Consider the following 21,542-nt stretch of genomic DNA (forward strand, 5'->3'; position numbering starts at 1 on the left):
TTCTATCGCTGCCAGCGCTGACGGCTCAGCCGCGCCGGCGTACGATCAGCCAGCCGGCGAGCAGGCCCGCACCGGCGAGATCCGCCCAGGCGATCGGCGCGACCAGTGCCGCGCCCGCGAGCGCGAGCAGCGCGCGATCGAGGACGGTCAGCTTCCGGCCGAGCCAGCCCTCCAGCGCCGCGGCGAGGGCCACCACGCCCGCAAGCGTCGCGGCAACCGCCAGCACGACCGACAGCGGATCGCCGATCAGCAGCAGCGCGGGCCGCCAGACGAAGCAGAACGGCAGCACGAAGCCGACCACCGCGAGCCGGCAGGCGATCACGGCGATGCGCAGCGGATCGGCGCCCGCGATCGAGGCGGCGGCAAACGCAGCGACGGCCACCGGCGGCGTGATCGCCGACATCGAGGCGAAATAGACCACGAACAGGTGCGCGGCGAGCATCGGCACGCCGAGATTGACCATCGCCGGCGCCGCCAGCACGGAGGCCAGCACATAGACGGCCGGCGTCGGCATGCCCATGCCGAGCAGCAGCGTCACGCCGGCGGTGATCAGCATCACCACGGGCAGCAGGTCGGGCGCGAACGAGAACAGCAGCGAGGAGAACTTGCCGGCGAGGTCGGTGATGGTGAGCGAGCCGACCACCAACCCCGCGACCGCGCAGGCAATGCCGACGGGTGCGGCACGCCGGGCCGCCTCGACCGCGGCGGTGAGCAGCGTCGCCGCCGTGCGGATCGGCGCGCGCGTGCGGATCAACAGGATCGCGGCGGCGATCACCACCGCGAGCCCGGCGCCATAGACCGGCCGATCGGCAGAGAGCACGAGCCACACCAGCGCCGCGATCGGCACGAGATGCCACCAGCCGACGCGCAGGACCGCGGCTACGCGCGCGGTCGCGCCGTCGAAGGCGCCGAGCTGATCCAGCACCGCGCGCGCGTGCACGGCGAAGAACACCGCGACGTAGTAGAGCACGCCCGTCAGCGCCGCCGAGACGACGATCTCGGCATAGGGAATGTTGGTGAAGTCGCTCATCAGGAACGCGGCACTGCCCATCACCGGCGGCAGCAGCGCCCCGCCGGCTGAGGCCGCGGACTCCACCGCCCCCGCATAGGCCGGCCGGTAGCCGAGCCGTTTCATCATCGGGATGGTGAGCGCGCCGGTGGTGACCACATCGGCGGTCGGGCTGCCCGAGATCGTGCCGTAGAGTGCCGACGACACCACCGCGACCTTGGCCGGTCCGCCCGCCTGCCGCCCGACCAGCGCGGCGGAGAGATCGAAGAAGAAGTCCCCGCCGCCGGAACGGTCCAGCACCGCGCCGAACAGCACGAACACGTAGACCAGGAACGCCGCGACCGCGAGCGCGGGGCCGGCGATCCCGTTGGTGGTGAAGACGAGATGGTCGAGGATCTCGGTCATGCTCAGCGGGCGGTGGCCGAAGGCACCTTCCAGCCGGTCGCCGAACGCCGCATAGGCGAGGAACAGCAGCACCAGGATGGCGAGTGCCAATCCGATCGTGCGCCGCGTCGCCTCCAGCACCAGCAGGATCAGCGCCGAGGCCATCATCAGATCGCCCGGCGAGAGCGGGCTGACCATCGGCCAGCGCAGCGCATGCGCCTCGGCGTGGACGAGGAACCAGCCGACCGAGGCCCAGGTCGCGGCCACCAGCCCCCAGGACGGCAGTGACCGTCCGGTCGGACGCAGCGGACTGCCCGTGACCGTGAGGAAGCCGATGGTCAGCACCGCGCCGAGAAAGACGAACAGGCTGACCGTGCGGTCAGCCTCCCAGCCGAGCGCAAGCGCGAGCAGGAACGCCGAGAGCGTGGCGCCGACCGCGCCGACCACCGCCGCCTCCGCCGGGGGAAGCGTGCGCGGCTTTCCCGGCAGAAGCGAGGCGAACAGGGTCAGCTCATCAGACCGGCAGCGCGATAGGCGCGCGCGGCACCGTCATGCAGCGCAACGCCACCGGTGTCCGGCAGCGCCCGCGCCTGAAGCCGCGCCATCGTCGCATGCGCCCGCTTGACCGACTCGAAATGCTTCACGATCGCGTTCACCACCGCCTCGACCGTGTCGGCTGGCACTGCCGCCGAGGTCAGCAGCACGACATGGGCGCGGAAGGTGTTCACCGCCTCGGGCTGGAACGGATAGGCGTTGGCCGGGATGGTGATCGGGGTCGAGCCGAGCCGCGCATTGACCTTGCCGACCAGATCCGGCCCGAAGCCCAGGAACGTCACGTCCAGCCCGCGCACCGCGTTCAGCACCTGGCGCGACGGGAAATCCACCACGTTGGTGATGATGTCGACCTGGTTGTTCTTCAGCATCTCGAGCGCGTCGTTCCAGGCGACATAGTGCACGCGCCCGCCCCAGCGCTCGATCTGCGCGAACGGCGCGCCGGCGGCGGCGAAGGCCTCCTCGGTGGCGAGCGCCATCATCGTGCCGCGGAGGTTCGCGGTGACGCGCACGGGGGCGCGCTTCTGCGCGATCTCCTCCAGCGTGGACACGGGCGCGCCGGCGCGCACCAGCGGCTGCCAGGCCGCCTCGCTGTCGATCAGGCTGACGCCGCGGATGTCGGGCATGGCACGGTCGAACGGCGCCTCGCCCTTGATGGCGCGGAGCGCGATCTGCGCATGGGCGATGCCGAGCTGCACCCGTCCCTGCGAAACGAGCGTGACGTTGGCGGCATCACGTCCCGGCTCGTAGGAGAAGGCGGTGCCGGGATGCTCGCGGCGGATCGCCTCGCCGATCGCGTTGCCGATCGCGCTCCAGGCGCCGCCGACCGATCCGCCGGCGAGCGTGAGGCGCAAGGCCTCCTGCGCCCGCGCCTGCCCGAATGCGGGCAGCGCCGCGGCGGTGCCCAGAAGCGTGCGTCGTCCCAGTGTCATGCCAGTCTCCCCTCGATGGGCGCCTGCGGCGCCAGTGCCTGCTCCACGGCGAGCAGTGTTGCCGGAACGTCCGGAAGGATCGACCAGGCGCCGGCGAGATGCGGACGCAGCACGCCGGCCGCGCCGAACGCCGCCATCATCGTGGCGAAGGGCCGCCAGAATCCGTCGACATCAACGAACAGCGTGGGCTTGCGCGCGATCCCGACATCATACCAGGTGATCATCTCGAGCGCCTCGTCGAGCGTGCCCACGCCGCCCGGCAGCGCGACGAACAGGTCGGAGAGATCGGCCATGCGCTGCTTGCGCTCGGCGAGGTTGTCGACCAGGTGGAGCTCGTCGATGTCGGCGGCGGCACGTTCGCGGCTGATCAGGTGGCGCGGCATCACGCCGACGACGCGGCCGCCCGCTTCCCGCGCGGCCCGCGCGGCCTCGCCCATCAGCCCGCGCGAGGAGCCGCCATAGACCAGCATCAGCCGGCGCGCGGCGAGGCCCGCGCCGAAGGCGGCGGCCGCTACCCGGAACGGCTCGGGCAGCGTGTCGTTCGCGCTGCAGAACAGGCCGACCGCGGTCATCCGCCCGGTTCCAGCGTCGCGTCAAGGCCGATATCCACCGCCGGCGCACCCTGGGTGATCCGCCCGACGCTGATGAAATCCACGCCGGTCTCGGCGATGCCGCGGATGGTGTCGAGATTGACCCCGCCCGAGGCCTCGACCGGGATGCGTCCGGCGACGATCGCGACCGCCTCTGCCAGCATCGTGGTGGTCATGTTGTCGAGCAGCAGCATGTCCGCCCCGGCCTCGACGGCTTCGCGCACCTGATCCAGCCGGTCGCACTCGACCTCGATCTTGGTCAGCACCGGCGCGGCGCGCTTGGCGCGCGCCACGGCGGCGGCGACCCCGCCGCAGACCGAGATGTGGTTGTCCTTGATCATGATCCCGCCGGCGAGGTCGAGCCGGTGGTTGCGCGCCCCGCCCAGCGTGGTCGCGTGCTTCTCGATCGCGCGGAGCCCCGGCGTGGTCTTGCGCGTGTCGATCAGCTGCGCCCTGGTCCCCGCGATCCGGTCGACGTAGCGGCGCGTCAGCGTGGCGATGCCCGACATGTGCGAGAGCAGGTTGAGCGCGGTGCGCTCTGCCGTCAGCAGGGCGCGCGCGGGGCCGGTGACAGTGGCGAGCACGGTGCCGGGAGCCACGCGGTCGCCATCGTCGACGCCGGGCGCGAAGCCGCAGTCGGGCGCGCGGCGGCGGAACACCGCCTCGGCCACGGGCAGCCCGGCCAGCACGATCTCCTCGCGGGTGCGCAGCACGAAGGTGGCGCGGGTGGCGTCGGGAACGACGATCTCGCTGGTGAGATCCACTGCGCCGATATCCTCGGCCAGCGCGGCGTCGATGATCCGGTCGACCGCGGTCCACTCCAGCACGTCGCATCCCCTGATCGTTTGTATACCTATGATCGAGTGTGAGCCGCGGCGGGCAGACCGTCAACGCTCTCGGCGGTGCGGGTGCTGCCGCGCCTGGCGATCCTGGCGCGAGGGACGTGTGATCCCGCATGGGCGAGGGACGCCGCCCCTGGGCGTCGGGGCGGAGGGGGCGGCGCACGCGTGTGCCAGGCGCCGCATGGCGGTCCGCACCCGAAAAAGAACCTGTGGATAAGTCCGCTAAGTATTGGTGGGCGCACAAGGACTCGAACCTTGGACCCGCTGATTAAGAGTAAGCATCTTTAGGGCGCCGCAGAACGCCAGAAGCCGCCATTCGCCTTCCTTTTCGTCGGGTCCGCAAGTAAGATGGTCGCCACAAACCACCACGCGGACCCAGAGCGGACCCGACTGCCGGGTCCGCATGGGGTCCGCAAATCCGGATAAGTGGGCCCATGCCGAAACTCACCGACCGCTTCCTCTCCGCGCTCACGGTCGAACCCGGCAAGAAGGATCGGCTGGTTTTTGACACGGAGTGCCGGGGGCTCGGGGTGCGGCTGACGGTGGCCGGAACGCGGGCGTTCGTCGTGCAGTGGACAGACCCGGCGACACGGCAGAAGCGACGCGAGGCGCTGGGTGTTTGGGGCGGGATCACGATCGAGCAGGCGCGCGAGGCGGCACGTGCGCGGCTCGGCGACGTGGCGAAGGGGATCGATCCGCGGGCGGTGCGTCTGGCGCAGAGGGACACGGCGGAGCGAGAGCGCGCGGAACGCGCGCTGACGCTCAAAGCCCTGGTGGACGACTGGGCGTCGCTGCATCTCGCGCACAAACGACCGCGCTACGCGGCCGAGGCGGTGCGGGCGCTTACGTTTGCGTTCGCCGATCATTTGCGCCGGCCGGCGTCCCGGCTGTCGAAGGCCGAGGTGGTCGCGGTGCTCGACGCGCTGTTGAAGGCGGGGCGCGCGGCGATGGCGGGCCGGACGTTGGCGTATGGCCGTGCCTGCTACGCCTGGGCGGAGAAGCGCGGCAAGGTTCCGGGCAATCCCTTTGCCGGCGTGCCGATCGGCGCGGGCGTGGTCGCGCGCGAGCGGGTGCTGTCGGGGGACGAAGTCGGACGGGTCTGGAACGCGGCGCTCGGCATGGGCGAGCCGTGGGGACCGCTGTTTCGGGTGCTGCTGCTGACACTTGCCCGACGCGAGGAAGTCGCGGGAATGCGCTGGTCGGAACTGTCGGCGGACCTTTCGACCTGGACCATTCCGGGAACGCGGATGAAGCGCGGTCAGGCGCATGTGGTGGCGCTGCCGGAGGCAGCGCGCGAGGCGCTGCGCGCGGTGCGGCGGATCAAGGGGCAGGACCTCGTGTTCAGCACGACAGGGACGACGACCGTCTCTGGCTTCACGAAGGCTAAGCAGACGTTGGACAAGGCGGCGAAGGTTACGGGCTGGCGGCTGCACGACATCCGGCGCACGGGCGTCTCGACGCTGGCGGCGATGGGGTTCAATCCGGTGGTGGCGGACATGCTGCTGGCGCACCAGCCGGGGCGGCTCTCGACGGTGGCGCGCGTCTATCAGCGGCACGACTTCGCCGCCGAGCGCGAGGCGGCGTTACGAGCGTGGGCGGAGCAAGTCTTGCGCTGCGGTTCAGGCGGAAACAGGGACGCAGCAAACGTCGCCGATCTGATGGCACATCGAGCGGGACGCCAACATGGATGAGTGGCCGAAGATCACGAGGGAAGATGCTGAGGCGTTGTTCCGTGCGGCTTTGCCCCGCGGGCCGATACCACCGGATTTGGCTATCGATGCGACGGCAGGCCAACTCTATATGATTCGACTAAGGTACGATATTGTATCGTAAGTAAATCCCTGGCAAGTGCCAGGGCGACGCGCCTCCGGCAGGGCTGCACACATCGCGACTCGGATTCGGCGTTGGCGACAATCGACCGATCACCGCGCACAGATCCATCAAGCGGAAGCTCGACGAGAAGAGTGCGACGCGTCGCGCGAAGCGGGCGGAGTAGAAAGGCACGAAGGCCGAGCCGATGCCCGCCTGGGTTCTGCATGACGCCCGGCGCACGGGCGTGACGTGGCTGGCCGGCACAGGGTTTGCGACGCATGTCGCGGACCACCTGTTGAACCACATCAGCGGCGTTGCGGCGGTGAACCAGGGTGGTGAGTTCATGTCGGAGCGCAAGGCCGCGCTCGACGCCTGGGGCGCGCACGTGACGCGGTGTGCGACAGGCCAAGGCCACGCGGACAATCTGGTGGCCCTGCCGCGGCGGCATCGGGGGTCGGGCCATACTGCGGTTTCGCTGAGCGGCCGAGACGACGCTTGGATCAGCCACGAGCACCCGTGAGCGCGCGCCAGAGGACACTAGCGCTTGACCCTGGGGGCCGCTCGCACTAACATTTTCAGCTAGCATCGAGTCGTGCGCCCGGGGGGGACCTCTCTCCGGGCGTTTCGTTTTCCGGCCATCTTTGGAACCCGCGCCGACCGGTAGTCGGTACCCCCGGACGGCATCCCCCCGTTCGGGGGACGGGTGCGTCCAAAACCTGGAAGATCGACGATGACCACCTCGGTTGCCCTTTTGGCGCCGGCTGAGGCCGCGCGCGCGCTTGGCGTCTCGCTCCGCAGTCTAGAGCGATGGCGGACGACGGGCCACGGGCCCGCATATGTTCGGATGGGACCGCGCCGGATCGCGTACCGCGAAGCGGACCTGACGGCGTGGCTCGAAGCGCGCGCGTTCGCGCATCGTGCCGCGGAAGCCGCGGCGTCGGCCGCAAGTGATCGCGGCAAGGGTGCAGCGCGATGATGGGCCCGGTTGGGGCAGTCGTGGCGGCGCGGCATCGCCTGCGGCGGGTCGGGCGCGAATGGCGTGGGGACTGCCCCGGCTGCGGATATGCCGGCACGTTCGTGCTTACGGAACGCTGTGGGCGGCCGTTGTGGTGGTGCGCTAGTTGCGGCTCGGGCGAGCACCTGACGCGCGCAGTGCTGGGGCCGGAATGGGATGGACGACCACGACAGGCGGCGGAAGCGGCGGAAGCGGCGGAAGCGGCGGAACGTCGCAGCGGCCCACGCGTCGCGGTGGGAGAAGCCGTGGCGGAGCGCGGCGGAACATGTCGGGCGGCGTGGCGTGAGAGTCCGGCGCGGCGCCTTTGGCGGGAGACCCGGCCGATCGAGGACACGCCCGCCGCGCGCTATCTCCGCGGTCGCGGCATTCCGCCTGATCTCTTCGATACCGTCGATCTGCGCTGGCATCCGCACTGCCCGCATCCCTCGGGGACGAGCATGCCGGCGCTGGTGGCGCTGGTCCGCAATGCCGTCTCCGGCGAGCCTCAGGCGATCCACAGGACGTTCCTCGCGGTTGGCGCAGCGGGGGAGGTAGCCAAGGCGCCAGTCGAGCCCACCAAGGCGAGTCTCGGGCCGATTGGCGAGGGTGTTGTCAAGCTTGGCGAGGCACCGGCCGACTGCACCCTGATCATCGGCGAGGGGATCGAGAGTGCTGCAAGCGCGGCGCTGCTGATCGGCGGCGTCGCGTGGGCCGCCGTCTCGGCCGGCAATCTCGGGCGGCTCATATTGCCGCGCGATGTGCGCGCGCTGGTGATCGCGGCCGATGCCGACGCGGCGGGCGAGCGTGCGGCCTGGGAAGCGATGACGCGTTGGCGATCAGAAGGGCGCAGCGTGCGCGTCGCCTTCCCCGACAGACCGGGAGCGGACTTCAACGATCTGGTCCGGGAGGGGTGTCATGCGGCGCAGCGCGGCGGCTGAGATGCGTTTCCGGGCCCCCCAGCCGCCGACAACGGAGCTGCGCCCGCTGTTCCGCGCACTCCCTCCCGCGCCCGAGTTCCCGATCGACGCGCTGCTGAGCGTGGGGCCAGCGGCAGAGGCGATCCATGCCCGGACCCAGGCGCCGGTCGCGATGTGCGCGCAAGCGGTGCTAGCCGCGGCAACGCTCGCGGTACAGGCGCATCACGACGTTGAGGTCCCAGGCGCCGGCCGGCGGCCGTTGACCGGGCTGTTCGCCACGGTCGCGGAGTCGGGCGAGCGCAAGTCATCGGTCGATCGCGCGGCGCTGGCGCCCGCGCATCAGGTCGAGGAGGCATGGCGCGCGGACTATGAGGCGCAGCGCTCGCATTGGGCGAACGATCACGCGGCCTGGCAGTGCGCGCGGGAGGCGGCGAAGCGCAAGGGGAAGGGGGACCGGGGAGCGATCCGAACGGCGCTTGCGGCGATCGGCGAGGAACCGATGGCGCCTCCCCATCCGATGCTGTTGATCGCGGACCCGACCACACAGGCGATCGTCCGGCATCTCGAAGAAGTGCGCGGCTGGGGCGGCGTGTTCGCGGCCGAGGGCGGACTGGTGATCGGCGGGCATTCCTTCCGCGACGAGAACCGCATGGCGACGGGCGCGATGCTGAACGCGCTATGGGATGGCGACCCTATCCGACAGGCGCGCGTCGGGACAGGACGGTCGTTCCTGCCGGGCCGGCGCGTGACGGTGCATGTGATGATGCAGCCGGTCGCGGCGGCGAAGCTGTTCTCCGATCCGCTGCTGGACGGACTCGGCACGCTGGCGCGCTTCCTGGTGGTCGCACCGGAAAGCACGGCCGGGCTGCGCCTGTACCGCGAGGCGCCAGCCGAGACGGAGACCGTGCTTGCGGCGTACCGGCATCGGCTGGCGGCGACCATGCTGCGACCGCCGCGGATGCTGGACGGCTCACGGAACGCGCTCGACCCCGCGCCGCTGCCCCTCTCGATCGAGGCTCGCGCGGTCTGGGTCGCATTCCATGATCACATCGAGCGCAGCCTGGGCGAGGGCGGAAGGCTCGCGCCGATCCGCGCCTGGGGCGCCAAGGCGCCGGAGCATGCGGCGCGGCTCGCGGCGGTTCTCACGGTCATCGCGGACCCTGAGGCCCGCGCGGCGACACGCGAGGCGATGGACGCTGCCGTGATGCTGGTACAGCACTACGCAGCGGAGATGCTTCGTCTGGCCGGCGCAGCGGAGGTCGATCCGGCGTTGCGGTTGGCGGAACGGCTGCTGAACTGGTGGCGGACGTCAGGCGGGACGCGGAAGCATCTGGCCGCGATCTACGACGGCGGCCCGAGAGCGATCCGCTCGGCGGACAAGGCGCGGGCTGTTGTCGCGGTGCTGGAGGAACACGGCCACGTCCGCCGCTTGCCGGCCGGGACGTTCTTGGATGGCATGCCGCGCCGGGAAGCGTGGGAGCTGGTCGGTTGAAGGGCGCGCTGGGGTTCGATCCGCGGGAGGTCGCGGCGGTTCCGCCGCGTTCCGCCGATGCTATGCCCCGCGCAAAGGCAGCATGCGCGCAGACTTCCGCCGCTTCCGCAGCTTCCGCCGCGGGGCCACCCGAATCCGGTTCCGGAGCGCTGCCCGTCGAGTTTCTCACCCTGCTTGCCAGTGCGCCCGATCTGGATGTGCTGGACGTCGGCGGCGTGGCGGTGGTGCGGGCGCGCCTCGCCGACGGGAGAGCCGTTGCGGCGAAGCACACCCTGGTGGCGGCCGCATTGGCGGGGATACCGGCGGCAGTGCGCGCGCGGGTGAAGGAGAGGTTGGAGCGAGCGGAAGTGCCGCGCGGCGCACGGGAGCCGTTGCCCGGACCGTTAGCGCCACTGACATGAGGCGGCGCTGGCGGGTGCCATCCGCGCGCGATGATTTCCTTTTTTAGAGACGGAAATTCCCTGCGTGAGGGGGCGTGCGGTCTCGGATCGGAACGCGCCAAGGATTTGACCCCCCTCCCGGGGCCGATGAGGGGCGGGCACGGCGTCAGGAACTGACGGGGATCGCGCTGGACCTGGCATGGCGTGGGCGCCGCTCTTGCACGCCCGGCACCGCGCGGGCGAGGCTGCCGCGATCAACGGCGCCGGGACGGCGCGCATTGCCGGGGAACGATGACGTGGCAGAGGTAGCCGATCCGGAGGGGGCGCATGGTCATGACGTCCGGTGCGTCCATCGGCCGGGGCGTGACAGTGTGAGCCATGATCCCAGCGCGTGCTGGGGGCGGCGCGCGCGTGCCGACTGAGGCTTTTTCCCGCGTCCTGATCGACCAGCAGCTGCGCGACGCAGGCTGGCCGGTGGCGGATGGTCGCAGCGTCCGGTTCGAATACGCGCTGCCCGACGGAATGCAGGCCGACTATGTGCTGTGCGACGCGCGCGGGCGCGCGCTGGCCGTGGTCGAGGCCAAGCGGGCCAGTGTCTCCCTCGGCGCGGCCGAGCCGCAGGCGATCGGCTACGCCCGCACGCTGGGCGTGCCTTTCGTCTTCCTCGCGAACGGCAACGAGGCCCGCTTCCGCGACCTTGACCGCGACGCACATTTCCGGCCGGTCGCCACCATCTTCGGCAGGGACGAACTGGAACGCCTGGCCGCGCTCCGCACATTGCGGCAGCCGCCGACCGCGGCCCCCATCGATCCGGCCATTGCCGGGCGCGACTACCAGCGAGCGTGCATCAACGTGCTGTGCCGGGAGATGGAACGCGGCCGGCGCAAGCTGCTGGTCGAGATGGCCACCGGCACCGGCAAAACCCGCACCGCCGCGGCGCTGATCAAGCGGCTGTTCGATGCCCACTGGATCACGCGCGCGCTGTTCCTGGTGGACCGGACCACGCTGGCACGGCAGGCGGAGGATGCCTACGCCGAGCATCTGCCGAGCCTCGCCACCTACGTCGTCAAGGGCACGGGCGATCGGTTCCGGCCCGAGAAACAGATCACCATCTGCACCTTGCAGACGATGATCAACGAATATGCCCGCTACACCTCGGGCTATTTCGACCTGATCGTGATCGATGAATGCCACCGGAGCATCTACGGCGAGTATCGCCGCGCGCTGGACCATTTCGACACAGTGACGGTCGGGCTGACGGCAACGCCGCTGGTCGGGCGCCTGCCAGTGGAGGCCGACCCGGACGACGCGGCCGCGGTGCGCGACACGCTGCGGTTCTTCGAACTGGACCAGCCGACCTTCCGCTACACGCTGCGGCAGGCGATCGATGAGGGCGTGCTGGTCCCGTATCGCATCTATCGCGCGCAGACGGTGCGGACGGCGGCACAGGGCGGGTTCGAGGTGCGACGCGATGAGATCGACTGGAACGCGCTCGACGATGCGACGCGGGCCGCGCTGGACGACGCCTTCGGCGGCGGAGACACCATCATCGTCGATCCCGCGAGCCTGGAACGTCGCTTCACCATCCCGGAGCGCAATCGCGCGATGGTGCGCGAGTTCCGCGACGTCATGCTGCACGGCTACACCGGCCGCGACAACGTCCGGCGCGTGCCGCAATGGGGCAAGACCATCGTGTTTGCCGTGACGAAGCGGCACGCCGAGACGCTGGCGCGGCTGCTGGACGATGCCTTTGCCGACCGCAAGCCCGATCCGACCGTGCGTTATGCCGATTTCGTGGTCTCGGGCATGGGGGCGGACGACACGGCGAACGCGCCTACGATCATCCAGCGGTTCAAGAAGGACCCATTCCCGCAGATTCTGGTCAGCGTGAACATGCTGGACACGGGCTTTGACTGCCCGGAGGTGGTCAACCTGGTGATGGCGCGGTTCACGCGGTCGGGCGTGCTGTACCGGCAGATGCGCGGGCGCGGCACCCGCAAGGCCGACCACATCCGCAAGGTCGATTTCACCCTGTTCGATTTCGTCGGCAACGCCGATGCGCATGGCGATGACGACGCCGAGCTTGGCGGCGGGGTGATCGTGGCGCAGCCGCCGGCACCGCCACCGCCGCGGCCGCGGGCGCTGCTGACGCTCGACATCCACGACGAGATCGACCCGAGCACGCGCGAATGGATCGTGTTCGATGGCGACGGCGCCGAAGCGGGCGCGGCGTTCGATCCCGCGGCCGCGCGCGCGGATCGGCTCGGGGCTCGGTTCGAAGCCTTCCTGGCAACCGAGGCGCTGGACGCGGCGCAGCTGCGGCTGGCGCGGATGCTCGGCGAGACGCTGCGGGCGAACGCGGCGCAGATCGTCACCGTCGGGCGCGCGACCTTCACCCGGCCGCCGTTCAGCAATCTCGGCGGGCTGGCCGCGGCGGAAGGCGCCTTCGGTGGGCCGGCGGCGCTGGCGGCGTTCCTCGCCCGTCTGAACGCCGCGGTGTTCGGCGCCGAGCGGCCCGAGGCGCCCGACCAGCGCCCGGCGGCGCATTGAGGGGCGAGGCACCGCCCGGTGATGCGGCCCGTTCCGAGACTCGCGCGGACGCGCTAGGAAGCCTGCCATGCCCATGACACCCGAGATGCGCCGCGGGATCGATGCGATCCGCGATTACCTCTATGGCGGCGGCTACCCGGACCCGCTGTCCAACGCCGAACAGCTGGCGTTCCTGTTCTTCTTCTGCCTGGTCGAAGGGATCGACGCGGACAACGTGGTGCAGGCCGAGGAGCGCGGCCAGCCCTACACCTCCCTGTTCGCGGGCGACTGGACGCTGCGCAACCCGCTGAACGCGCCGGCCAAAGGGGTCGCGGCGATCCCGAAGGACCGCTTCCGCTGGTCGGTCTGGGCGCGGGGCATGAACGGCGAGACGCTGGTCCGGTTCGTGCGCGACGAGGTGTTCCCGTTCTTCGCCGAGGTGACGGCGACGGTCGGCGCCGGGTTCATGGCGCAGGCGCGGCTGGCGATCGATGAGCCGACCGTGCTGACGCAGGTGGTCGGGCTGATCAACGGCCTGGGGCTGGAACGGGCCGATGCCGACACCAAGGGCGACCTGTTCGAACACGTGCTGCGGCAGATCAAGCAGGCGGGCGAGCTTGGCCAGTTCCGCACGCCGCGCCACATCATCCGCGCGATCGTCGCGATGGTCGATCCGCGCATCGGCGAGACGGTCTATGACCCGGCCGCCGGCACGGCCGGCTTCCTGGTCGCCGCGTATGACCACATCCGGCTTGCCAATTCCTCGCCCGCGGGCGTGGTGACGGCGGAGGTGGACGGCAAGCCGCTGGCGCGCGGCGCGGGCGACCGGCTGTCGGACCGGCAGTGGCAGCACCTGCGCACGGCCACGTTCTTCGGCAATGACGTCGATCCGAAGATGGTGTCGCTGGCCACGATGAACCTGTTCCTGCGCGGCCTGCCGGATGTGCGCATTCATCGCCGCAACGTGCTGACGACCACGCTGGACCGGGCGGAGCGGGCGGCGCGGCACCTGCCGCTGGACGGCTTCGATGCGGTGCTGGCCAACCCGCCCTTCTCGGGCAAGGTGGACCGGGACCGGATCGTGGACGACGTGAAGATCGGCACCACGACCGCGACCGAATTGCTGTTCCTGAAATACATGATGGACAGCCTCAAGCCCGGCGGACGCGCCGGCATCGTGGTGCCGGAGGGCGTGCTGTTCGGCAGCACGGGCGCGCACAAGGAACTGCGCCGGCTTCTGCTGGAGACCTGTCGCCTGGACGCCGTGCTGAGCCTGCCCGGCGGGGTGTTCCAGCCCTATTCCGGGGTGAAGACGTCGGTGCTGATCTTCACCAAGGGGGCGCGCACGGAACGGGTGCTGTTCCTGCACGCGGACGCGGACGGCTACAAGCTGGACGCGAACCACGACACGCCGATCGAGGCGGACGATCTGCCCGGGCTGGTGGCGGCGTTCCAGGATCGTGACGAAGGCTGGGCGCGCTGGCGTGCGCGCGACGAAGCGGCGCCGTGGCCGGAGAAATGGTGGTTCGCCGAGGCCGAGGCGCTGCGCGGCGCGGACAACAATCTGTCGGCGAGCCGCTGGCGGCCGCAGGCGCACGAGCAGGTGGAACACCGCGACCCGCTGGAACTGCTGGACGAGTTGAAGGCGATCGAGACGGAGATCGCCGAGGAGATCGATGCGTTGATGGACCGGCTGCGGGAGGGCGCGACGTGAGCCGGTGGCCGATGGTGCCGCTGGCGGAAGTCTGCACCATCAATCCACGTCGTGAGCGAGACGGTCGCCTGGCAGCCGAAGCGCCGGTTGGATTTGTGCCGATGGCTGCCGTGGATGAAGCCGATGGTGCCATCCGTCACGTTGAGGTACGGCCTTATGCGGCAGTCGCAAAGGGCTTTACACCGTTCCGACCGCAAGACGTCATTTTCGCGAAGATCACGCCTTGCATGGAGAACGGAAAGTCCGCGCTGGTTTGCGATATGCCGAGCGGCCTCGGTTTTGGCTCGACAGAGTTTCATGTCTTGCGTGCGGGTGAACGTGTGCTTCCCGAGCTTGTTCATCGGTGGGTCCGCCGCGACCAGTTTCGGAGCGAGGCCAGAACATACTTCAAGGGCACGGCGGGCCAGCAGAGAGTCCCGGTAGATTTTTTCGCGCGTGCCTTGATTCCCATCCCGCCCCTCGACGAACAGCGGCGGATCGTTGATCTGCTGAACCGAGCGGCGGGCATCCGGCGGCTGCGCGAGGCGGCGCTGAGCAAGGCCCGCGACACCATCCCTGCGCTGTTCCTGTCGATGTTCGGCGACCCCGCCACCAACCCCATGGGGTGGCCGATGGTGCGGCTTGGGGACGTTTCTGACGTGCAGGGCGGCTTGCAGGTCACAAGCCGTCGCGCGTCGTTGCCGGAGGAATGGCCGTATCTGCGGGTCGCGAATGTTCTACGCGATCATCTCGATCTTTCCGAAATTAAGATGATCCGCGTGACACCGGCAGAACGCCAGAGAGTGACGTTACAACGCGGCGACCTGCTTGTCGTGGAGGGGCACGGTAACCCTCTGGAGATTGGTCGTGTCGCGGTTTGGGACGGGTCAATCAGCATCTGTCTTCACCAGAACCATCTGATCCGAGTGCGGACAAGGACTGACAAGCTTCTTCCCGTCGTCGCTGCGGCCTATCTCAACAGCGAAGCAGGAAGACACGCGCTGCTGCGATCAGGGAAGACAACCTCAGGGCTCAATACCATTTCGACGTCGAACGTGAAGGCGGCACCAGTACCGCTCGCCCCCCTGCCGCGTCAACACGAGTTCGCCGCGCGTCTGGGCGACCTGCGCGCCATCATCACGCAACAGGAACGTGCGCTGGCGGCGGCGAAGGAGATGGAGGCCGCGTTGCTCCATCGCCTACTAAGCTAAGTCCCGTTGGCTCCCATCATGCCGGCCACACCCCGCTACATCGTGTTCGTTGACGAGAGCGGCGATCATGGTCTGACCAGCATCGATCCCAGCTACCCGATCTTCGTTCTCAACTTCTGCATTTTCGAGGTCGAGACCTACATCACGGCGGTCGTTCCGGCGATCCAGCGGCTGAAGTTCGCCTGGTTCGGTCATGACCTAGCAATCCTTCACGAGCACGACATCGTCAAGCAGAAGCCACCCTTCGCGTTCCTGCAGAATGCGGCGCGGCGCGCGCGGTTCATGGATGACCTCACCGCCTTGATGGAACAGGCACCGTTCACGTTGATCAGCGCCGTGATCGACAAGAGGCGCTTGGCATCGCGCTATGCGGCCCCCGAGAATCCGTACGAAATCGCGATGCGCTTCTGTCTGGAGCGACTGTGGACGCTTCTCCGCGAACAGAACGCGGCGGACAGCCCAACCCAGATCGTGTTCGAGAAGCGCGGCAAGCACGAGGATGCCGAGTTGGAACTCGCCTTCCGGCGGATTTGCGACCTCGGCGATTATCATGGGCGACCGATGGCGACGCTTCGGTTCCTGGCCGCCGACAAGAGAACGAACTCACCCGGCCTGCAACTCGCCGACCTGACGGCGCGGCCGGTCGGGCTCCATGTCCTGCGCCCTGTGCAACAGAACCGGGCTTACGACGTGATTGCAACGAAGTTTCGACGGGCACCGAACGGGCGCGTTGAAGGCTTCGGCCTGAAGATCTTCCCGTCCTGAAAAAGAACAGGGGCCCCAGGAGACCCCGGAACCCCCACTCCGACCAGGCACATCCCCCAGTCCGATTAGTCTCAAATGAGGGACGTTCGTTCGAATGTCAAGTTTGCGGCGCGGACCCGCATCTTCAGGCCGGGCGGGCGGATGAAGGCGTCGTCCACCCAGATCACGTCCAACGGGCGAAGCACGCGCTTCGCCTAGAGCCGCATGTGCGGTGCTGCCTCGCGCAGATATGCGACCAGATCGGCCTTGTTCGGTCCGTCGGCGATCATGTCCTCATAGGCCATGCGCCCGAGCTGCGCGGCCTGCCAGTCGGGGCCGTGCGTCGCCGTGGTGCGTTCGTTGAAGGTCATGCCGGCGGACTGCGCCAAGCCTTCCGCCAGCGCCTCGCGGTCCGTCGCGGACAGGGGCGAGAGGTCAGGCTCGGCGTTGCCTTCCAGGACCAGCCGGAACCCTTCCAGCCGCCACGGCATCCGATCGATGCCGAGTTCCGCAAGCCAGATCGCCTCACCCTTCGCCATCTCGTAGATTTCGAGCGGCACGGGGCCGAAGCGCATGGCCTGATATCGCGCGCCGAACACCGGGCGTCCATGCGCGTTCAGGTGCGCCTTGTCGGCGAAGTAGCAGGCTTTCAGGACGCCGTGCAGATCGATGCCCGGGCGTTGGGCGACCATGTGGTGCAGCGCGGCCAGCGCCTTGGCGGCGGCGAACCGGAAGCGGATCGGCTTGGGCGGCGGCGCGATGTGCATGGCGGGTCTCAGGGGAGGAATCCTACACGAACCGAGGGCGTCAGTCATGGCGGGCCGAGTTCGGGCAGGGGGAGCACGTGCTGGCGATGCGCGTGGGCGATCTGGTCGTGTGTCTGGATAGGATTGCGGCGCGTTGAAGGATCGCTGGAACCCCGCCGTGCAGAGGTGGGACCGCCGCGCGCGCGTGCGGGCAAGGGCCGTGGCGCTGGAACGGCGCGGCTTGGGAACGGGACCGCCGCGCGCGCGTGCGGGCAAGACCGAGATGACCAAAGTCCCGCTGCATGCCCCCGGGACCGCCGCGCGCGCGTGCGGGCAAGGGCGTGGTCGGCCAAGGTCGGCCAGCAGGGTCATGGGGCGCCCCGCGATGCGGTTATGGCGTCGCGTGGGGCTTGGCTGGCGGGCGCCGCATGACGACGAAGCCGGCGCGTTCGAGGTGATCGACCAGGACCTGAGCGGCGAGTTGGGCCGTGGAGTCGGAGGCGAGGCGGTGGGGCTTGCCGCTGCTGTTGAACCTGAGGGCGTAGGCGAGGGCTAAGACCAGGTCCTCGCGCGAGGTGGGGTGCAGCGGCGTCGGGTCGGGCTCCATGCGGTGACGCTAGCGGGGCGGATCGAACAAAACAAGAACTCGTGTCGGGCGGCACACCCCCGCCCTTGGGGGCGGGGGCAGGGGGTGGGGGGCTCCTTCGCGCAGCCCGTGCGGTTTTGTGTGCGCGCGGGCCGGAGGCCAGCGCCCGCACGGGCGGACCCGCCCGGAGCACCCGCCGGCCGCGGGCCGCGCGGAGCGCGGCCGTGCGGCGCGGGGACCGCGGCGCGCGAGCGGTTGGCGGGCGCAGCCCCGGGGCGGGCGCATCGCTGCGCACGCTCCGGGGTGCGAGGACGGGTGCGCGTGGGGCCCCGCGATAGGCGGGGGCGTGCGGTGCGCCGCGTGCCCCCGCCGTCAGCCGGGCGGCCGGGCGAAGCGGGCGGAGCCGTGCGCCAGCGCGGCGGAGCGGAGCGCAGCCCGGCCGCGGGGCGTTCGTGGGGCGGGCGCGGTGCGGAGGCGCTCGGCGCCGGAGCGCCGCGGGGGAAAGGGTGCCGGAGCGCGGCGAGCGGCAGCGGTGCCGGTGGAGGGGCATGCATGCGGCGTGACGGGGCGCAGCCCTGGCGCGACGCGTGCCGTCCCCGGAAGTGGCACGCCGTGCGGAGGCCTGCCGGTTGAAGCGCCCCCGCCCCTCGGGGGCGGGGGTCGGGGGGTGGGGCGCAAGCCCCCCTTCCGGGGCGGAAGGGGGGCGCGCGAGTGGGGGATGGTGGGAGACGCACGACGGCGGCTCGGGTGCGACGGGCTGAGCACCGGCCGCCCGGAGCGAGGACCGGAGCGCGCGGAGCGCGTGAGGACCGGAGCGAGGACGGACGGCGCGCAGGGCCGGCGCGGAGGCGAGACGGTGACGCGAGCGGGCAACAAGGGCCGGCGGAGTGCCGTTCTTGTGCTCGCGGGGTCCGCTAGGGGTCCGCGCCCCAAATGGTGCCTGTGGATAAGTCCGCTAAGTATTGGTGGGCGCACAAGGACTCGAACCTTGGACCCGCTGATTAAGAGTCAGCTGCTCTACCAACTGAGCTATGCGCCCGCCCAAGGCGCGCGCCTATAGCAAAGGCCCCCCAGCCTGTCGACCCCGACACTCACCCGTCCGACTGCTCGCCCTCGATCTCCACCGCCCGGTGCACGTGCACGCTCATCAGCACGCCGAAGCCGATCAGCGCCGTCAGCATCGCTGAGCCGCCATGGCTGATCAGCGGCAGCGGCACGCCGCCCACCGGGATCATCCCCATGACCATCGCGATGTTGACGAACACGTAGAGCGAGAAGTTCACCGTGATCCCGGCTGCCACCAGCCGGCCGAACTGGTGCCGGCAGGCCAGCGCGATCGCGAGCCCATAGAGCACCACCAGCAGGTTCAGCGCCATCACCGAGGCCGCGCCGGCAAAGCCCCACTCCTCGGCCAGCATGGTGAAGATGAAGTCGGTCTGCTTCTCGGGCAGGAAGTTCAGCTGGCTCTGCGTGCCCTGAAGGAAGCCGCGGCCAAGCATCCCGCCCGAGCCGAGCGCGATCTTCGACTGGATCACATGATACCCCGCGCCCAGCGGGTCGCTCTCGGGGTCGAGGAAGGTGAGGATACGCTGGCGCTGGTAGTCGTGCAGCCGCTCATAGGCGATCGGCGCCGCGGCCGCGACCAGCCCGATCACACCGGCGAACTTCCACCAGCGCACGCCGGCTGCGAAGAACACCGCCCCGCCCACGACCAGGGTGATCACGGCGTTGCCGAGGTTCGGCTGCTTGAGGATCAGTCCGACCGGGATCGCGATCGCGACCAGCGGCGGGATCAGGAACAGCGGGTTGCCGACGCGTTCCAGGCTCGCGCGGTGGAACCAGCGCGCGAGCGCGATCACCAGCAGGATCTTCATGAGTTCCGAGGGCTGGAGCTGGAACCCGCCGACGTCGAGCCAACGCTGCGCCCCCTTCCCCACCGCGCCGTGCAGCGCGACCAGCACCAGCAGCCCGACCCCCACGAGGTAGAGCGGCCAGGCGAAGCGCAGGATGATGCGGACATCGACCATCGCGATGCCGAGCATCATCAGCACGCCGAAGCCGAAGCGGAGCCCGTGACGGAACGCCCAGGGCTCGGGGCTGCCGCCGGCGGCGGAGTACAGCATCGCGTAGCCGACCCCGGCCATCAGACCGAGCAGCAGCACGAAGGTCCAGCTCACCGAGCCGAGCTTCTCGGCGAGCGTCATGCCGCGTTCGCGGGTGAGCCGCCGCTCCATCATCGCTCGCGCGCCGCGGCTGCGGCGATCTGCAGCGAAGGCTCGGGAGCGGTGTCACGCCGGGCCGGATCGCGCAACAGCGTCTCGGTGAGGATGTCGCGCGCCACGGGCGCGGCCGCGGATGAACCGCCGCCGCCATGCTCGATGATCACCGCGCAGGCATAGACCGGGTTCTCGGTCGGCGCGAAGCCGACGAACAGCGCGTGGTGACGCCACTCGTAGGGGAGGTCCTCCTGGCGGCGGAGCCCGCGCTCGCGCTCGGCCATGGTGATGCGCCGCACCTGGGTGGTGCCGGTCTTGCCGCCCATCTGCGCTCCGGCCTCGGCCGGCAGACGACTGGCCCAGGCCGTACCGCCGCGCTCGTTCACCACGCCGGCCATCGCCTCGCGCATCAGCTTCAGATGCGCCTCGGGAATGCCGATCAGCGGCCAGTCGTCGGGCCTTGCGCCGCGCACCAGCTGGCCGCCCACCGCCCGCGTCAGGTGCGGTTCGATCGCCCGCCCGCCGTTCACCAGCCGCGCTGTCATCACCGCGAGCTGGAGCGGCGTGGTCTGGGTGAAGCCCTGGCCGATGCCGTGCACCAGCGTCTCGCCCTGCTGCCAGGCGACACCCTGGGTCGCGCGCTTCCAGCCCCGCGTCGGCACCAGTCCGGAACGCGCGCCGGGCAGCTCGATCGCCGGCTCGACGCCGAGGCCGAACCGGTTCGACATCGCCGCGATCCGGTCGATCCCGGCGCGCTTGGCGACCTCGTAGAAGTAGCAGTCGCAGGATTGCTTGACCGCCTCGCGCATCTCGATCCAGCCATGCCCGCCGCGCCGCCAGCAGTGGAACTTGGCGTCGCCGAGCTGGGTCAGGCCGCCGCAGAAGATGCGCTCGCCCGGTGTGACCACGCGCGCGTCGAGCCCGGCCAGCGCCACCAGCATCTTGAAGGTCGAACCGGGCGCATAGAGCCCAGCGACCGCCTTGTTGATCAGCGGCGCGCGGCGGTTGGTGGTCCAGTCGCGCCACTGCGCCGCCGACACGCCGCTGTCGAACAGCGAGGGGTCGAAGGAGGGCGAGGAGACCATCGCCATCACCTCGCCGTTGCGCGCGTCCAGCACCACGGCCGCGGCGCTGTGCTCGGCGATCCGCGCGGCGGCCATCTGCTGCAGCCCGGCATCGAGCGTGGTGGTGACGTCCTGGCCGGCGGTGCCCTCCTCGCGGGCGAGCTCGCGGATCACCCGGCCGACCACGTTCACCTCAAGCTGTACCGAGCCCGCCCGGCCGCGCAGCGCCCGGTCATGCGCGCGCTCCAGCCCCGCGCGCCCGACCCGGATGCCGGGCAGCTCCAGCATCGGGTCGCCGTCCAGGTCCGCCTCGGCCGGCGGGGCGACGTAGCCGATCACATGGGCGAACGCCTCGCCGCCGGGGTAGATCCGGCTCTGGCCGACATCGGTCAGGATGCCCGGCAGATCGGGCGCGTTCACCTCGAGCCGCGCCATCTCGTCCCAGTCGAGGTAGTCGCGCACCACCACCGGGACGAAGCGGCGACGGCGGCGGAGCTCGCGCTCGACCCGCGCCCGGTCAGCCTCGGTCAGCGGCACGATCTCGGAGAAGGTGGCGAGTGTGGCGCCGACATCGTCGGTCCGCTCGGCCACCAGCATGGCGCGCCAGTTCTGCCGGTTGGCCGCGATCGGCTCGCCGAACCGGTCGGTCAGCCGCCCGCGCGGTGGCGGGATCAGCCGCACGCTGATCCGGTTCTCCTCGGCGAGCGTGCGGAAGCGCTCCCCCTCGACCACCTGGAGCTGGTAGAGCCGGGCGCCGAGTGCCCCCATCACAGCGATCTTGGCCGCACCGATCAACAGCACACGGCGGGTGAAGACCGCCCGCTTGCCCTGCTCGCGACGCATCGCCGC

The 21,542-nt window shown here is 70.2% G+C and carries 17 protein-coding genes and 1 tRNA gene; 10 read left to right on the forward strand and 8 right to left on the reverse strand.

The annotated features are described in order from the left end of the window. Positions 1-25: 25 nt before the first annotated feature. Genes ACTIFU_RS08740 through nadC form a run of 4 tightly spaced genes read right to left on the reverse strand, consistent with a single transcriptional unit; the run spans position 26 to position 4,294 of the window. Entirely contained in the window at positions 26-1,840 is a 1,815-nt protein-coding gene (locus ACTIFU_RS08740; RefSeq protein WP_439577918.1) for a TRAP transporter permease, read from the reverse strand. A gap of 59 nt (positions 1,841-1,899) precedes the next feature. Further along, on the reverse strand, positions 1,900-2,877 hold the full coding sequence (locus ACTIFU_RS08745; protein WP_439577919.1) for a TAXI family TRAP transporter solute-binding subunit: 978 nt from the start codon (positions 2,875-2,877) through the stop codon (positions 1,900-1,902). Beyond that, positions 2,874-3,449, reverse strand: coding sequence for a TIGR00730 family Rossman fold protein (locus tag ACTIFU_RS08750; RefSeq protein WP_439577920.1), 576 nt, complete (start codon positions 3,447-3,449; stop codon positions 2,874-2,876). Before ACTIFU_RS08750 ends, ACTIFU_RS08745 begins: the two co-directional genes overlap by 4 nt. Further along, positions 3,446-4,294, reverse strand: a complete 849-nt coding sequence (gene nadC / locus ACTIFU_RS08755; protein ID WP_439577921.1) for a carboxylating nicotinate-nucleotide diphosphorylase — start codon at positions 4,292-4,294, stop codon at positions 3,446-3,448. Before nadC ends, ACTIFU_RS08750 begins: the two co-directional genes overlap by 4 nt. A 449-nt stretch (positions 4,295-4,743) precedes the next feature. Between nadC and ACTIFU_RS08760 the strand changes: the two genes are divergently transcribed. The 10 genes from ACTIFU_RS08760 (at position 4,744) to ACTIFU_RS08805 (ending at position 16,102) form a co-directional block, all read left to right on the forward strand. Then, positions 4,744-6,000 (forward strand): tyrosine-type recombinase/integrase, encoded by a 1,257-nt coding sequence (locus tag ACTIFU_RS08760; RefSeq protein WP_439577922.1) that lies wholly within the window; start codon positions 4,744-4,746, stop codon positions 5,998-6,000. Positions 6,001-6,326: 326 nt separating this feature from the next. Continuing rightward, complete coding sequence (locus ACTIFU_RS08765) at positions 6,327-6,641, forward strand: hypothetical protein (protein ID WP_439577923.1); 315 nt, start codon at positions 6,327-6,329, stop codon at positions 6,639-6,641. A 210-nt stretch (positions 6,642-6,851) separates the two neighbouring features. Beyond that, a complete protein-coding gene (locus ACTIFU_RS08770; protein WP_439577924.1) occupies positions 6,852-7,097 on the forward strand; it encodes a helix-turn-helix transcriptional regulator in 246 nt (81 codons plus the stop codon). Positions 7,098-7,381: 284 nt separating this feature from the next. After that, the gene (locus tag ACTIFU_RS08775; RefSeq protein WP_439577925.1) at positions 7,382-8,053 is read left to right on the forward strand and encodes a DUF7146 domain-containing protein; all 672 of its coding nucleotides are present in this window, start codon (positions 7,382-7,384) and stop codon (positions 8,051-8,053) included. After that, positions 8,031-9,524, forward strand: coding sequence for a YfjI family protein (locus tag ACTIFU_RS08780; RefSeq protein WP_439577926.1), 1,494 nt, complete (start codon positions 8,031-8,033; stop codon positions 9,522-9,524). Before ACTIFU_RS08775 ends, ACTIFU_RS08780 begins: the two co-directional genes overlap by 23 nt. Next, positions 9,521-9,925, forward strand: a complete 405-nt coding sequence (locus ACTIFU_RS08785) for a hypothetical protein (RefSeq protein WP_439577927.1) — start codon at positions 9,521-9,523, stop codon at positions 9,923-9,925. Before ACTIFU_RS08780 ends, ACTIFU_RS08785 begins: the two co-directional genes overlap by 4 nt. A gap of 357 nt (positions 9,926-10,282) precedes the next feature. Continuing rightward, the gene (locus ACTIFU_RS08790) at positions 10,283-12,454 is read left to right on the forward strand and encodes a DEAD/DEAH box helicase family protein (RefSeq protein WP_439577928.1); all 2,172 of its coding nucleotides are present in this window, start codon (positions 10,283-10,285) and stop codon (positions 12,452-12,454) included. A 67-nt stretch (positions 12,455-12,521) separates the two neighbouring features. Continuing rightward, the gene (locus tag ACTIFU_RS08795) at positions 12,522-14,147 is read left to right on the forward strand and encodes an HsdM family class I SAM-dependent methyltransferase (protein WP_439577929.1); all 1,626 of its coding nucleotides are present in this window, start codon (positions 12,522-12,524) and stop codon (positions 14,145-14,147) included. Between the two features lie 11 nt (positions 14,148-14,158). Further along, positions 14,159-15,337 (forward strand): restriction endonuclease subunit S, encoded by a 1,179-nt coding sequence (locus ACTIFU_RS08800; protein WP_439577930.1) that lies wholly within the window; start codon positions 14,159-14,161, stop codon positions 15,335-15,337. Between the two features lie 18 nt (positions 15,338-15,355). Beyond that, the gene (locus ACTIFU_RS08805; RefSeq protein ID WP_439577931.1) at positions 15,356-16,102 is read left to right on the forward strand and encodes a DUF3800 domain-containing protein; all 747 of its coding nucleotides are present in this window, start codon (positions 15,356-15,358) and stop codon (positions 16,100-16,102) included. 194 nt (positions 16,103-16,296) lie between these two features. Here the strand turns inward: ACTIFU_RS08805 and ACTIFU_RS08810 are convergent, their stop codons facing one another. From ACTIFU_RS08810 to mrdA, 4 genes are all read right to left on the reverse strand, one after another. Continuing rightward, positions 16,297-16,848, reverse strand: a complete 552-nt coding sequence (locus ACTIFU_RS08810) for a type II toxin-antitoxin system antitoxin SocA domain-containing protein (protein ID WP_439577932.1) — start codon at positions 16,846-16,848, stop codon at positions 16,297-16,299. Between the two features lie 1,528 nt (positions 16,849-18,376). Further along, positions 18,377-18,452, reverse strand: a tRNA-Lys gene (locus ACTIFU_RS08815). Between the two features lie 52 nt (positions 18,453-18,504). Beyond that, a complete protein-coding gene (gene rodA, locus ACTIFU_RS08820) occupies positions 18,505-19,650 on the reverse strand; it encodes a rod shape-determining protein RodA (RefSeq protein WP_439577933.1) in 1,146 nt (381 codons plus the stop codon). Next, a complete protein-coding gene (gene mrdA / locus ACTIFU_RS08825; protein WP_439577934.1) occupies positions 19,647-21,536 on the reverse strand; it encodes a penicillin-binding protein 2 in 1,890 nt (629 codons plus the stop codon). The genes rodA and mrdA overlap by 4 nt, the downstream gene beginning before the upstream one ends. Positions 21,537-21,542 lie beyond the last annotated feature (6 nt).

Source organism: Elioraea sp. (assembly GCF_051860475.1).
Classification (GTDB): Bacteria; Pseudomonadota; Alphaproteobacteria; order Acetobacterales; family Acetobacteraceae; genus Elioraea.